Source organism: Pseudomonas khavaziana (genome assembly GCF_036704165.1).
Lineage (GTDB): Bacteria > Pseudomonadota > Gammaproteobacteria > Pseudomonadales > Pseudomonadaceae > Aquipseudomonas > Aquipseudomonas khavaziana.
Map to the genome: position 1 here is coordinate 4602639 of NZ_CP129946.1, position 14482 is coordinate 4617120.

The window sequence follows — 14482 nt, forward strand, 5'->3', positions numbered from 1 at the left end:
AATTTGTTGCCCGATGTGTAGGAGGCCTCAGCAGGGACGCCCTCCCCTAACCTAATAGCAGTAAGGTGATTTCCATGACGGAACAAGTATCCACAGGCAGGTGCGATTCACCCCTTCTCCAGGCGTTTGTCGACAATCGACTCATGCTGGTGAAGATCGCGGCACGTATCACCGGTTGCCGCTCCCGCGCCGAAGATGTGGTTCAAGACGCCTATTTCCGACTGCAGTCTGCGCCGACGATCACTTCATCGTTCAAGGCCCAGCTGAGCTACTTGTTCCAGATCGTGCGCAACCTGGCCATCGATCACTACCGCAAGCAGGCCCTGGAGCTCAAATACTCCGGGACCGAAGAGGAAGGCTTGAATGTGGTTATTCACGGCGCTTCACCGGAAACCTCCCACATCAATTTCAACACCCTGGAAAACATCGCCGACGCCCTGACGCAACTGCCCCAACGCACCCGCTACGCGTTCGAAATGTACCGCCTGCACGGCGTGCCGCAGAAGGACATTGCCAAGGAACTCGGGGTTTCGCCGACGTTGGTGAATTTCATGATTCGCGATGCGTTGGTGCATTGCCGCAAGGTGTCGGGCAGCCATAGCGATACGTTTGCGCGCAGGGTTTGAACGCGGCGCAAACACATGTGGAAGGAGCGGCGCGGGGATTCAACTGGTCTCTGATAACAGATGTCGAACTCGATCAATGTGGGAGGGGGCTTGCCCCCGAAGACGTCAGCCCAGCAAACATTGACGGTGGCTGACCCACCGCTATCGGGAGCAAGCCCCCTCCCACAGGGGATCTGCGCTTAACTGACCGGCATCAGGGCTTGCCCCGGTGAGCATGGGTATCAACACAACTCTGACATAACGACCGTCAGTAACCACGATGCGAAGCGAGTCGCTCTTGATCTTGCTTTTGATCTGAAGCGCCCCGTTAAACCACGCTGGCCGCAATTCGACAGGGATTTGGGGGGGCAAGAGCGTTTTGGTTACTTTTGCGCTTTTCAAAAGTGACCCGCTGTAAGAGCCAGCCCTTTCAAGGTCTTTGCCTAAATCGCGTCCTACGCCAATTCCAGGCTTAAATTAAGAAATAAACGAGTTGAATTTGGCTCAGCCAGCATCTCTTTTGGTCAAAAAACGATCATGTTTTGGGGCTTTTTCCAAAGACCTTGAAAGGGCTGGCTGTAAGAGCGGAACCAATAGCGGCCGTTACCTAAACAATGGATATGTACACGGTCCAACATCCTCGTCAGCCGCAAGGCCGCCATCGGGAGCAAGTCGAATCGTCGCACCGCCCCTCCCACATTTTGTCCCCCTGAGATCTCAGGGCAGCGGTGTTACATCAATGCGATAAGGCTCAAAGATCTTCAGCATCTGGCCATTGTCCCGCAGACCCTTGAGCAATGCGTAAAACGCATCACCTGTGATCGGTGCCTTGGGACGCAGCAACGCGTAATGATGGTAAACCTGGTCAATGCGCTCCGACACCAGGAACTGCCTGGCCATGCTCGCGTTGCGCACCATGAAATCACTCAGGTAAGAACGGGTGACCAGCGCGATATCCGCACGCCCACGCGCCACCATCAGCAAGTTGCTGTCATGGGAATAGGTCAACGTGGCGTTGAAGTGTTCGGCCATGTTTTTGGGGTCGGGGTTGAAGTTGGCGAAAGCGTAGTGATAGCCGCTGAATACCGCCAGGCGCTTGCCAGTGAGATCGGCGAAGTAACTCTGGTCGCGCCCGGCCTGACGTTGGGCGACGAAGATTTCTGCGTCTTCCAGGCCCATGTCGACGCTGGTATGGGCAATCTCCTGCCAGCCCCAGGAGGGGTTTTCGAAGATCGCCATATCGACCCGACCTTGCTCGAAGTCGCGAAAACGCCGGGGGATAGAGGTGGGTACCAGTACAAACTGATAGTCGCTTTGCTCAGCGTTCAGCGCCTCGAGCAATTGCGGCAGCAAACCGGTGTCGGCCCCTTGCTCGGGACGTACGGTGTAGGGCGGAAAGTGCGCCGCACCGACCCTCACCAATTGCGCAGCACCCGCCTGCGTCCAGGCGGCGCTGCCCAGTGCCCATAATGTAAATCCTGCAGCCAGCCGCCATGGCGAAAACATCGAGGCACACACCGTTGAATTCTTTGATGGCGATAAGCTAGGCGTTTTTATCTGGAGAGACAACTTTCGCCATCAAATTTAATAACTTGCGCCTCAGTCTGACTTAAGCACCATCAGCAAGGCCTCTTCAGCCAACTCTTCAAGGGTCAGGCTGCCCTGGGCGCGGAACCAGGTGGTGGTCCACGACAGCGCGCCGGTCAGGAAGCGTCGGGTGATAAACACGTCGCCCCTGATATAGCCGGCGGCCTTGGCCTCACCCAAAACCTGCAGCCAGATCTGCTCGTACACGTCACGCAGGGCCAGCACCTGGGCCTGGCCTTCGGCCGACAGCGAGCGCCATTCGTAGACCAGCACCGCCATGGCCTCGCCACTGCCGCCCATGATCGACTGCAACTCACAGCGAATCAGCGCCAGCACACGCTCGCGCACGTTAGTCGCTTCCTCCAGCGAAGCACGCATCAACGCGGTGTTGTAACGGATGGTTTCTTCCATCACTGCCCGCAGGATCTCATCCTTGCTCTTGAAGTGATGAAAGATGCTGCCGGACTGGATGCCCACGGCGCTGGCCAAATCCCGCACGGTGGTGCGCTCAAAGCCCTTGTTGCGAAACAAGTGAGCTGCGGTTTGCAGCAATTTGCCCCGCGCACTTTCCGGGTCGGTCAATTGGCCACCGTCGACCATGGTGCGCATCACCCCCAGGGCTTTGTGCTCATCCACGCTACTCTCCTTCACTTCTGCTGACGTCTTGGGCGGCAATTTAGGCCGTGGCAGCTACCCAAGCAAGCGCTTGGGTGAAACTTGTTTCGACAGTTTACAAACCAAGCGCTTGCTTGGTAGTCTCGACGCCAGCCATTAGAGCAAGGATTTCTCATGAGCAAGACGGTTCGTATCGGCTGCGCCAGCGCCTTCTGGGGCGACACCTGCACCGCTGCCGCCCAGCTGGTGCATGACGGTGCCTTGGATTACCTGGTGTTCGACTATTTGGCCGAGGTCACGATGTCGATTCTGGCCGGTGCGCGCATGAAAGACCCCAAGGCCGGTTACGCCACGGATTTTGTCGAGGTGCTCACGCCCTTGCTGGCGGATATCCAGCGCCAGGGTATCCGCGTGATCAGCAATGCCGGCGGCATCAACCCCCAGGCATGCGCCGCCGCGCTGCAAGCGGCCTGCGACCAGGCCGGCAACGGGCTGAAAATCGCTGTGTTGCTCGGCGATGACCTGCAACCCCAGCTCAAGCACCTGGCCACGGTCACCGACATGTTCACCGGTGCCCCTCTGCCGCCTCTGTGCGTATCCGCCAATGCCTATCTCGGTGCGCCAGGCATCGCCCAGGCCCTGGAGCTGGGCGCCGATATCGTTATCACCGGCCGGGTGGTCGACAGTGCAGTGGTCAGCGCAGCACTGGTGCATGAATTCAACTGGTCATGGCAAGACTACGATCGCCTGGCGCAGGCTGCCCTGGCCGGGCATATCATCGAATGCGGCGCCCAGTGCACCGGCGGCAACTTCACCGATTGGCGCGATGTGCCGGACTACGAGCACATCGGTTTCCCCATCGTCGAAGTCAGCGCCGACGGCCAGTTCACCGTGAACAAGGTCGAGGGCAGCGGCGGACTGATCAGCGAACTCAGCGTGGCTGAACAGCTGCTGTATGAAATCGGCGACCCGCGTGCCTACCTGCTGCCGGACGTGATCTGCGATTTCAGCCAGGTCAAATTGCAGCAACAGGGCAAACACTCTGTACGCCTGCATGGCGCCAGGGGACTGCCACCCACCGATCAGTACAAGGTCAGCGTCACCTACCCCGATGGCTTTCGCTGTACCGCCAGTTGCCTGCTTGCAGGCATTGACGCAGTGGCCAAGGCCGAGCGAGTCAGCGAGGCGATCATCAACAAGACCTCGGAGCTGTTCAGCCAACGTGGCTGGGCGCCCTACTCCGAGGTCAATATCGAACTGCTCGGCAGCGAAGCCACCTACGGTACCCATGCACGGCGTGAGGACTGCCGCGAGGTGGTGGTCAAGCTCGCCGTACGGCACCCGAGCAAGCAGGCGCTGGTGCTGTTCGCCCGCGAGATCGCCCAGGCGGCCACCGGCATGGCGCCGGGGTTGACCGGCATCGTCGGCGGGCGGCCCACGGTGTATCCGCTGATCCGGCTGTTTTCGTTCCTGATCGACAAATCGTGCTGCGAAGTGGTCATCGACTACCAAGGCCAACGCCATACTGTCGAACTGCCCGCCTCTGCCGCCATGCTCACCCCGGCCGCACCCATTGAGCCCGCCAAACCCCAGGGTCGCGCCGACGCCAATGTACCGCTGGTGAAACTTGCCGTGGCGCGCTCCGGTGACAAGGGTAACCACAGCAATATCGGCGTGATCGCCCGCCACCCCGACTACCTGCCGTGGATCGCCGAAACGCTGACCCCGGAGGTGATCGTCGACTGGATGGGCCATGTGCTCGATCCGATCTGTGGCCGTGTAGAACGCTGGTATTTGCCCGGCAGCCACAGCCTGAATTTCCTGCTGGAAAATGCCTTGGGCGGTGGCGGCATCGCCAGCCTGCGCATCGACCCCCAAGGCAAGGCCTTCGCCCAGCAGTTGCTGGAAATTCCTATCGCCGTGCCGCAACACATCGCCGATCAATTGACCTAAAGGACCCTCGCCGTGGCCTTCAACTCGATCTTCAAAGCCGACCTGTTCCAGGGGCAAACCGTGATTGTCACCGGTGGCGGCAGTGGCATTGGCCGCTGCACCGCCCATGAACTGGCGGCCCTTGGCGCCCGTGTCATTCTGGTGGGGCGCAAGACGGACAAGCTGCAGAAGGTCGCGGCGGAAATTGCCGAAGACGGCGGCGTCGCCTATTGGCTGGCCTGTGATATCCGTGATGAAGAGGCGGTAAAGACGTTGATCACCCAGGTCATGCACGATCACGGCCCGATCCATGGCCTGGTCAATAACGCGGGCGGCCAATATCCGTCGCCCCTGGCTGCAATCAATCAAAAAGGCTTTGAAACCGTACTGCGCACCAACCTGGTGGGCGGTTTCCTGATGGCGCGGGAGGTGTTCAACCAATCAATGAGCCAACACGGTGGCGCCATCGTCAACATGCTCGCCGACATGTGGGGTGGCATGCCAGGCATGGGTCACTCCGGCGCTTCGCGCTCGGGCATGGACAACTTCACCAAGACCGCCGCGTTTGAATGGGGCTACGCCGGGGTTCGCGTGAACGCCGTGGCCCCCGGTTGGATCGCCTCCAGCGGCATGGACACCTATGAAGGCGCGTTCAAGGCGGTGATCCCGACGCTGCGCGAACATGTACCGCTCAAGCGTATCGGCACCGAGTCGGAAGTCAGCGCCGCCATCGTATTTCTGCTCAGCCCGGCTGCGGCCTTCGTCAGCGGCAGCACCCTGCGCATCGACGGCGCCGCCAGCCTGGGCAGCCGGGCGTGGCCGCTGCACAAGGCGCAGGCGCCGAGCGAACCGTTCAATGGTTTCCACCGCGCCTACCTGCCGGATGTACTCAAGGTGGAGCGATAACCCTATGCCAATGATTGAAAGCCTGATCGACACCCACAGCCCGCAGTTCGCGCAAAACCGCGAGGCCATGTTGGCCACCATCGCCCAGTTGCGCCAACTGGAGCACACCCTGTTTGCCAAGGCCCAGGAAGCCAAGCCCAAGTTCGACAAGCGCGGCCAACTGCTGCCCCGCGAGCGCCTCAACCTGCTGCTCGACCCCGGCGCGCCGTTTCTCGAATTGGCCAGCCTTGCCGGCTACAAACTTCACGACGACAAGGATGGCAGCGCCGCCGGTGGCGGGCTGATTGCCGGTATCGGCTATGTCAGCGGTGTACGCATGCTGGTGGTGGCCAACAACAGCGCAATCAAGGGCGGCACCATTTCTCCCTCCGGCCTGAAAAAATCCCTGCGCCTGCAACAGATCGCCATGGAAAACAAACTGCCGGTGGTGACCCTGGCCGAAAGCGGCGGTGCCAACCTCAACTATGCCGCCGAGATTTTCGTCGAGGGCGCGCGCAGCTTCGCCAACCAGGCGCGGATGTCGGCCATGGGCCTGCCGCAGGTCACGGTGGTGCACGGCTCGGCCACCGCCGGCGGTGCGTATCAACCGGGCTTGTCGGATTACGTAGTGGTGGTGCGCGGCAAGGCCAAGCTGTTCCTCGCCGGACCACCGCTGCTCAAGGCCGCTACCGGCGAAATCGCCAGCGACGAGGCACTGGGCGGCGCCGAGATGCACGCGCAAACCGCGGGCACTGCTGAGTACCTGGCGGAAAACGATGCCGACGGTGTGCGCATCGTGCGTGAAGTTGTCGGCTTGCTGGCGTGGAATCAGCGTCTGCCCCTCGCGCCCAAACGGGCCTACGCAGAGCCGCTGTATCCCATTGAAGAGTTGCTGGGGCTGATCCCCGATGATCCGAAAAAACCCTACGACGTGCGCGAGATACTCGCACGCCTGGCCGACGGCTCGCACTTTCTTGAATTCAAGGGCGAGTTCGACGCCCACACCGTCTGCGGCCACCTGCAGATCCAGGGGCGCGCCGTCGGCGTGATCGGCAACAACGGTCCCATCACGCCCAAGGGCGCGAGCAAGGCCGCGCAGTTTATCCAGCTGTGCGACCAGAGCCGCACACCACTGCTGTTCCTGCACAACACCACCGGTTTCATGGTCGGCACCGAGTCTGAACAGCAAGGGGTGATCAAGCACGGCGCAAAGATGATCCAGGCGGTGGCCAACGCCCGTGTGCCGAAGCTCACCATTGTCGTCGGCGGTTCCTACGGTGCCGGCAACTATGCGATGTGCGGCCGCGGCCTGGACCCACGCTTTATCTTTGCCTGGCCCAACAGCCGCACGGCGGTGATGGGCGGCGCGCAGGCCGGCAAGGTGCTGCGCATCGTCACCGAAGCTAAGCAGTTGAAGGATGGCCTGGTGCCCGATCCCAAGGTGCTGGACATGCTCGAACAGGTCACCGCGCAGAAGCTCGACAGCCAATCCACCGCACTCTACGGCAGCGCCAACCTGTGGGACGACGGGCTGATTGATCCACGGGATACCCGTACCTTGCTCGGGTTTCTATTGGATATCTGTGATGAAGCCGAACGGCGGCAACTGCAACCGAACAGCTTTGGTGTAGCGCGTTTCTAACGACGATGATCGTTCCCACGCTCCCGCGTGGGAATGCAGCCCAGGACGCTCCGCGTCCCAACAGGGAGCACAATAAAAAATGATCTTCACCCAAGAACACCAGGAACTGCGCCGCACAGTGCGCGCCTTCGTCGACCGCGAGATCAACCCCCATGTGGATGAATGGGAAAAAGCCGGGCGTTTTCCTATTCATGAAATCTTCCGCAAAGCCGGCGACCTCGGTCTGCTGGGCATTTCCAAGCCGGAGCAGTTCGGCGGCATGGGCCTTGACTACAGCTATTCCATCGTCGCTGCGGAAGAATTCGGCAGCATTCGCTGTGGCGGCATCCCCATGTCCATCGGCGTGCAGACCGATATGTGCACCCCGGCCCTGGCCCGCTTCGGCTGCGATGAACTGCGCGACGAATTCCTGCGCCCGGCCATCAGCGGCGAACAGGTCGGTTGCATCGGTGTTTCGGAAGCCGGCGCCGGCTCCGATGTGGCCGGGCTCAAGACCCATGCGCGCAAGGACGGCGGCGACTACGTGATCAACGGCAGCAAGATGTGGATCACCAACTCGCCCAGCGCCGACTTTATCTGCCTGCTGGCCAACACCTCCGATGACAAGCCGCACATCAACAAATCGTTGATCATGGTGCCGATGAACACCCCGGGCATCAGCGTCAGCCCACCCCTGGAAAAGCTCGGCATGCACAGCTCCGAGACCGCCCAGGTGTTCTTCGACGGCGTGCGCGTGCCGCAGCGCAACCGCATCGGCCAGGAAGGTGCGGGCTTCATGATGCAGATGCTGCAATTCCAGGAAGAGCGCCTGTTTGGCGCGGCCAATATGATCAAGGGCCTGGAGTACTGCATCGACAGCACCATCGCGTACTGCAAGGAGCGCCAGACCTTCGGCAAGGCGTTGATCGACAACCAGGTGATCCATTTCCGCCTGGCCGAACTTGGCACTGAAATCGAATGCCTGCGCGCCTTGGTCTACCAGGCCACCGAGCAATACATCAAGGGCCAGGACGTCACTCGCCTGGCGTCGATGGCCAAGCTCAAGGCCGGGCGGCTGGGCCGCGAGGTCAGCGACAGCTGCCTGCAATATTGGGGCGGCATGGGCTTCATGTGGGACAACCCGGTTGCTCGCGCCTATCGCGACGTGCGCCTGGTATCGATTGGCGGCGGCGCCGACGAAATCATGCTGGGCATCATCTGCAAACTGATGGGCACCCTGCCCGGTAAAAAGCCATGAACACCTTGCTGCTCGAAGCCCATAACGGCGTGCTGCATATCACCCTCAACCGGCCCGAATGTCGCAATGCGATGAGCCTGGCAATGGTCAAGGAACTGCGTGCGGTATTGGCACAGTTGGACAGCCAGGTGCGCGCCGTGGTGATCAGTGGCGCGGGTGGGCACTTCTGCGCGGGGGCCGATGTGAAGGACTTGGTCGGCGCAGGCGGTCAGTTACAAGCGTTGAACCGGGCATTTGGCACCTTGCTGCAAGAGGTAGAGGCGCTGCCGCAGGCGGTGATTGTATTGCTGCAAGGCGCGGTGCTGGGTGGCGGCTTTGGCTTGGCGTGCGTGAGTGATATTGCGATCGCCGACCACCAGGCCCAGTTCGGCTTGCCCGAGACCCGCCTGGGGTTGCTGCCGGCGCAGATTGCGCCGTTTGTAGTCAAGCGCATCGGCTTGACCCAGGCACGCCGACTGGCGCTGACGGCGGCACGGTTCGATGGGGTTGAAGCCGAGCGGTTGGGGGTAGTGCATTTTGTCGAGCTCGATGCCCAGGCACTGGCTCAGCGCCTGGACGAAGTGCTTGGACAGGTGCTGCAGTGTGCGCCGGCGGCTAATGCGCGGACCAAATCCCTGTTGCTGGCCAGCGTGGATGAGCCGCTTGGTGCCGTGCTGGACCGCGGGGCGCAGTGGTTTGCCGAGGCAGTGGCGAGCGAGGAAGGGATTGAGGGCACACAGGCGTTTGTGCACAAGCGCAAGCCTCGGTGGGCTCGCTGAATGGGGTGGATATTTACCGGATGTACGCAGACCGAAATGTGGGAGGGGGCTTGCTCCCGATGAGGCCAGAACAGCCAATCCATCCTTCAAGGAATAGACCAATGCCCGCCTTCAGCAAAATCCTGATCGCCAACCGCGGCGAAATCGCCTGCCGCATCCAACGTACCGCCCAGGCATTGGGTTACCGCACCGTCGCCGTGTACAGCGACGCCGACAGCCACGCCCTGCACGTGCAGATGGCCGACGAAGCCGTGAACATCGGCCCCGCCCCCGCCCATCAGTCCTACCTGAACATAGCTGCCATCCTCGACGCCGCCCAACGCACCGGCGCCGACGCCATCCACCCTGGCTACGGCTTCCTCTCGGAAAACCCCGACTTCGCCCGTGCCTGCCAGAACGCCAATATCACCTTCATCGGCCCCAGCGTCGAAGCCATCGAACTGATGGGCAGCAAGCGCCTGTCCAAGCTCGCCATGCTCGATGCCGGCGTACCTTGTATCGCCGGCTACCAAGGCAGCGCCCAGGACGATGCCACCCTGCAACGGGAAGCCGAACGCATCGGTTTCCCCTTGATGATCAAGGCCAGCGCCGGTGGCGGTGGGCGTGGCATGCGCCTGGTGCACCAACCCGAACAGTTGCTGGAGCAACTGCGCACCGCACGCTCGGAAGCCATGAACGCCTTCGGCAGCGACGAACTGATCCTCGAACAGGCGCTGGTCGACCCACGCCACGTTGAAGTGCAACTGTTCGGCGACAGCCATGGCAACCTGATCTACCTCGGCGAGCGCGACTGTTCGATCCAGCGCCGCCATCAGAAAATCATCGAAGAAGCCCCTTGCCCGGTGATGACCGCCGAGTTGCGCCAGGCCATGGGCGAAGCCGCGCTCAAGGCTGGACAGGCGGTGAATTACGTCGGCGCCGGCACCGTGGAGTTTCTGCTCGACCGCAACGGCCGGTTCTATTTCCTGGAAATGAATACACGCCTGCAAGTCGAACACCCGGTGACCGAACTGATCACCGGCCTCGACCTGGTGGCCTGGCAACTGCACATCGCCGCCGGCCAGCCCCTTGCGTTGGCACAGGCCGATGTAGCCCTCAACGGCCATGCCATGGAGGTGCGCCTGTACGCCGAAGACCCGGCCCAGGGTTTCCTGCCGCAAACCGGTGAAGTGTTGCGTTGGGAGCCCGCCCCCGGCGTGCGTATTGACCATGGTTTGTGTGAAGGAGACCAAATCAGCCCGTTCTATGACCCGATGCTGGGCAAAATCATCGTCCATGGCGCCAACCGTGAAGAGGCCCGACGTAAGTTGCTGCGGGCGGTGGAAGACACGGTGTTACTCGGCGTCACCACGAATCAGCAGCTATTGGCTGATTTGCTCAAGCATCCGGGTTTTATCGTCGGCGATTTCAGCACCGCATTTATCGCCGAACACTTCGGCGAAATACCGCCCCAGGTGCTCTCAAACGAACAGCTCAGCTTGGCAGCAGCGCTATTTTATAGACACAGCGCCGACCAGCATCCCCAAGGTCTGGCAGGATGGCGCAACAATGCCAATGCTCCGTGTACCTATCGCCTTGAGGCCAATGGCGAAATCCACACCGTGAGTGTCGACGCCCTGCAACTCACCACCGACGGGCGTTGGGCTACATGGGTACTCAATGGTATCCGCCGGCGTATCGCCTACCACCTTGACGACACCCAGTTGTGGCTGCCCGGCATGAAGGTAGTCAACCGCACCCAGCAAGTCGCCAGCCGCCGGGCCGACGCCAGCAGTGGCACGGTCAAGGCCCCCATGGACGGCGCCATCGTCGACATACGCGTCAGCGTCGGTGAGCGGGTCAGCAAAGGCCAACTGCTGCTGGTGCTCGAAGCGATGAAAATGGAGCACCCGCTGAAGGCCGGCATCGATGGCATCATCAAGGGCGTGCAGGTCGTGACGGGCGATCAAGTGCGCAATCGCCAGGTTTTGCTGGAGATCGAATAACGGCCCTGGGCGGAACTACATGGCCGGGCTACGCTCTATCCCCATCAGGAAGGGACGAGTACGGGAACCTGCACCATGCCTCATTGGCTGATTATTGACCTTGAAGCCACAACGGATGACGGCGGCTGGCCCGTGACGGAGATGGAAGTCATCGAGATCGGCGCCAGCCTGGTCAACCGCCAGGGTCGCGAACTGGATCACTTCCAGCGCTTTGTGCGGCCACTGCGACGGCCATTGCTGACGCCCTTTTGCCGCAAACTGACCCACATCACCCAGGCCAATATCGACGCAGCCGCACCGATCACCGAGGTGTGGCCGCTGTTCGAGCGCTGGCTGGGCCAGCATCAGGCACGCCTGGAAGGCTGGGCCAGCTGGGGGGATTACGATCGCGTGCAGCTTGAGCTGGAATGGCAACGCCATGGCCTGGGCAGTGCGCTTGGCCAAACGCCCCATGTGAATCTCAAGCAACGCTTTGCCAAGGCCCGGCGCCTGGACAAGCCGCTGGGCCTCAATGGCGCCCTGCAATTGGCGGGGATGCAGTTCCATGGCCAGCAGCATCGCGCGTTGGAAGATGCGCGCAACACCGCACGCCTGTTGCCGTTGATTTTGCCGGTCTAGGCAGCGCTTGCAGCCTTGGGCATACTGGACAACCACTTTCCTTGATGCTGCCCACCTGTAGGAGCGAACTTGCTCGCGAAAAACCTGAGAGCACCGCGTTTAACCGGATGCGCTGCGTTATCGTTGACGATCTTCGCGAGCAAGCCCGCTCCTACAGTGGTGGCGTAAGCCTTGACCCTTTTTTGAGGATTCACCCATGTTCAAAGTCAACGAGTACTTCGACGGCACCGTCAAGTCGATCGCTTTCGGCACCGCAGAAGGGCCGGCGACCATCGGCGTGATGGCCCCGGGTGAATACGAATTCGGCACCGCCCAGCGTGAAATCATGCACGTGGTCTCCGGCGCCCTGACCGTCAAGCTGCCCGACAGCAGCGACTGGGAAACCTTCGCCGCCGGCAGCCAGTTCAACGTACCGGCCAACAGCAAGTTCCAGTTGAAGGTCGCCGTGGACACCGCTTACCTGTGTGAATACCGCGGCTAAGCATCACCGGCAAACAAAAATGCCCGTCTCCAGCGAGACGGGCATTTTTTATTCCAGCAGCGTCACCGGCATGCCGACTTCCAGGCGCCCGATGCCGTCGTTGACCAGGTTCTGGCCGAACATCGCGCCCTTCTCTGTCTTGCGATAGGTCTCCAGCGTCGCGAAAGGCTCTCGGTCGGGGCTGCGCTCGCCGGTCTGCGGGTCAATGGTGGTGAGGATGCAACGCGAGCACGGCTTGACCACCCGAAACTCCACGTCGCCGATGCGCAAGCGTTTCCAGCCATCTTCGGCGAAGGCTTCGGCGCCCTCGATCACCAGGTTGGGACGAAAGCGCAGCATCTCCATCGGCCGGCCGATCTGCGCACACAGGTCGTCCAGAGAAGCCTGCCCGATCAGCAGCAAGGGGTAACCGTCGGCGAACCCCACCTGATCGTGATCCTGGCCATAACCGGAGTCGGTAGAACGCGCACGCTCCAGGGGCATATGCACCAGGCGCGTGGGTTTGCCGATGAACGCACTGACCCAGGCCGCCGCTGCATCGCCCGCATCCGGTACGCGCAGGGTGTCGCGCCAGATGGTGACACCGCGTAAGTCCTCGTCGCCGGGCAAAGCCACCTCCAGCGGCGCATGACCGGGCGAACTGAGGGTCAGGCCGCCCATGCTGTTCCACAGCGCCGACAGTTGGCTCATCTTCGCCACGGCCCGTTGCGTCAGGAACCGCCCGCTGGCTTCGTCCACCAGCATCCAGCGTCGATCCCCGTGCAACCCGAGTTTATCCAGGCCGATCTGCTGCAAGGGTTCGCCCTTGCCGGATTTCAACGGGTAACGGTACAAAGCACTGAGACGAAGCATGGGCCTGCATTCCTAGGACACAAAGTGTCATCCTAACTCAGACAGGCACTTCGTCCAACATCAGTCGTTGGCGCACCACATCCACCAGCTTGTCCGGCTGGAATTTGGAGAGGAAATTGTCGCAGCCGACCTTCTTGACCATCGACTCGTTGAAGCTGCCCGACAGTGAAGTGTGCAGCACCACGTAGAGGCCACGCAGGCGCGGATCATTGCGAATTTCGGTGGTCAGGCGATAGCCGTCCATCTCCGGCATTTCGGCGTCGGTGAAGATCATCAGCAGCTTGTCGGTCATCACCTGGCCCGTGTCAGCCCAGGCCTTGAGCATGTTCAGAGCCTTGAGGCCGTCACTGGCGATGTGCATCTTCACGCCCAACTGGCCGAGGGTGTCACGCAACTGCGACAGCGCCACGTTGGAGTCGTCCACCAGCAGCACTTCGCGGCCACGGGCACGCTCCAGGATCGGGTCCTCGAGTTTTTCCCGGGAAACCTTGGCGTTGTAGGGCACGATCTCGGCGAGGACTTTCTCCACGTCGATGATTTCCACCAACTGGTCATCGACCTTGCTGATGGCGGTAAGGTAATGCTGGCGTCCGGCGCTGGTCGGCGGAGGCAGGATGGCTTCCCAGTTCATGTTGACGATGCGGTCCACGCCGCCCACCAGGAAGGCCTGCACCGAACGGTTGTATTCGGTGACGATGATGGTGCTGTTCGGCCCTGGCACCAGAGGACGCATGCCGATGGCCTGGGACAGGTCGATCACTGGCAGGGTCTGGCCACGCAGGTTGACCACCCCGCACACGAAAGGATGGCGTTGGGGCATCAGGGTCAGCTTGGGCAGTTGCAGCACTTCCTGCACCTTGAACACGTTGATGGCGAACAACTGCCGCCCAGCCAGGCGGAACATGAGAATCTCCAGGCGATTCTCCCCCACCAATTGCGTGCGTTGATCTACCGTGTCGAGAATGCCGGCCATTGAAAGCTCCTGGTGTGCTGGGGGTATGCAACGGATGCGTGCGTCGCTCTTAAAGTGGGTTATCGGCGGCGCGCGCCAGACCTTGACCCACGTAAAATGCCACGCAAACGCATTGATGTCACACTGACATCATGCTTTACTGCAACGACCTCTCCATATGAGAGTAACGAGCCTTGCGCGACATTCAAATCGACGCGAGGTTCCGCCATGTAAGGGATTCCCCTAGGCACAATCAGGCCCAACCTGATATTCGCGATATCTAATAGCCATTAATGTGACGCCATTCTCATTGCATGAATGGAGTCAGGCTTT

At 61.1% G+C, this 14482-nt stretch carries 13 protein-coding genes; 9 read left to right on the plus strand and 4 right to left on the minus strand.

The features are described 5' to 3' along the window. The first annotated feature begins 74 nt into the window (after window positions 1–74). Complete coding sequence (locus QYQ93_RS20380) at window positions 75–626, plus strand: RNA polymerase factor sigma-70 (RefSeq protein WP_043049829.1); 552 nt, start codon at window positions 75–77, stop codon at window positions 624–626. A gap of 696 nt (window positions 627–1322) precedes the next feature. Here QYQ93_RS20380 and QYQ93_RS20385 read toward each other — a convergent pair. Both QYQ93_RS20385 and QYQ93_RS20390 read right to left on the minus strand, forming a co-directional pair. Continuing rightward, a complete protein-coding gene (locus tag QYQ93_RS20385) occupies window positions 1323–2111 on the minus strand; it encodes a substrate-binding periplasmic protein (protein WP_043051073.1) in 789 nt (262 codons plus the stop codon). A gap of 93 nt (window positions 2112–2204) precedes the next feature. Beyond that, window positions 2205–2828, minus strand: coding sequence for a TetR/AcrR family transcriptional regulator (locus tag QYQ93_RS20390; protein ID WP_043051074.1), 624 nt, complete (start codon window positions 2826–2828; stop codon window positions 2205–2207). A gap of 153 nt (window positions 2829–2981) precedes the next feature. Between QYQ93_RS20390 and QYQ93_RS20395 the strand changes: the two genes are divergently transcribed. The 8 genes from QYQ93_RS20395 to QYQ93_RS20435 all read left to right on the plus strand — a co-directional run bounded on the left by QYQ93_RS20395 (window position 2982) and on the right by QYQ93_RS20435 (window position 12345). Continuing rightward, window positions 2982–4760 carry an acyclic terpene utilization AtuA family protein gene (locus QYQ93_RS20395; protein WP_338475366.1) on the plus strand — a complete coding sequence of 593 codons (1779 nt, stop codon included), beginning with the start codon at window positions 2982–2984 and terminating at the stop codon, window positions 4758–4760. A 12-nt stretch (window positions 4761–4772) separates the two neighbouring features. Beyond that, window positions 4773–5645 carry an SDR family oxidoreductase gene (locus QYQ93_RS20400; protein ID WP_338475367.1) on the plus strand — a complete coding sequence of 291 codons (873 nt, stop codon included), beginning with the start codon at window positions 4773–4775 and terminating at the stop codon, window positions 5643–5645. Window positions 5646–5649: 4 nt separating this feature from the next. Further along, complete coding sequence (gene atuC, locus QYQ93_RS20405) at window positions 5650–7266, plus strand: geranyl-CoA carboxylase subunit beta (RefSeq protein ID WP_338475368.1); 1617 nt, start codon at window positions 5650–5652, stop codon at window positions 7264–7266. Window positions 7267–7345: 79 nt separating this feature from the next. Further along, window positions 7346–8503, plus strand: a complete 1158-nt coding sequence (gene atuD, locus QYQ93_RS20410; protein ID WP_338475369.1) for a citronellyl-CoA dehydrogenase — start codon at window positions 7346–7348, stop codon at window positions 8501–8503. Further along, window positions 8500–9261 (plus strand): enoyl-CoA hydratase/isomerase family protein, encoded by a 762-nt coding sequence (locus QYQ93_RS20415; RefSeq protein ID WP_338475370.1) that lies wholly within the window; start codon window positions 8500–8502, stop codon window positions 9259–9261. Before atuD ends, QYQ93_RS20415 begins: the two co-directional genes overlap by 4 nt. A 101-nt stretch (window positions 9262–9362) precedes the next feature. Further along, on the plus strand, window positions 9363–11246 hold the full coding sequence (locus QYQ93_RS20420; protein WP_338475371.1) for an acetyl/propionyl/methylcrotonyl-CoA carboxylase subunit alpha: 1884 nt from the start codon (window positions 9363–9365) through the stop codon (window positions 11244–11246). Between the two features lie 75 nt (window positions 11247–11321). Then, on the plus strand, window positions 11322–11864 hold the full coding sequence (locus QYQ93_RS20425) for an exonuclease domain-containing protein (RefSeq protein WP_043051081.1): 543 nt from the start codon (window positions 11322–11324) through the stop codon (window positions 11862–11864). A gap of 196 nt (window positions 11865–12060) precedes the next feature. Next, entirely contained in the window at window positions 12061–12345 is a 285-nt protein-coding gene (locus tag QYQ93_RS20435; protein WP_003226701.1) for a pyrimidine/purine nucleoside phosphorylase, read from the plus strand. Between the two features lie 48 nt (window positions 12346–12393). Here QYQ93_RS20435 and QYQ93_RS20440 read toward each other — a convergent pair whose 3' ends face one another. Both QYQ93_RS20440 and QYQ93_RS20445 read right to left on the minus strand, forming a co-directional pair. After that, entirely contained in the window at window positions 12394–13197 is an 804-nt protein-coding gene (locus QYQ93_RS20440; RefSeq protein ID WP_338475372.1) for an MOSC domain-containing protein, read from the minus strand. A 37-nt stretch (window positions 13198–13234) separates the two neighbouring features. Next, window positions 13235–14170, minus strand: a complete 936-nt coding sequence (locus QYQ93_RS20445) for a chemotaxis protein CheV (protein ID WP_043051083.1) — start codon at window positions 14168–14170, stop codon at window positions 13235–13237. Window positions 14171–14482: the final 312 nt, after the last annotated feature.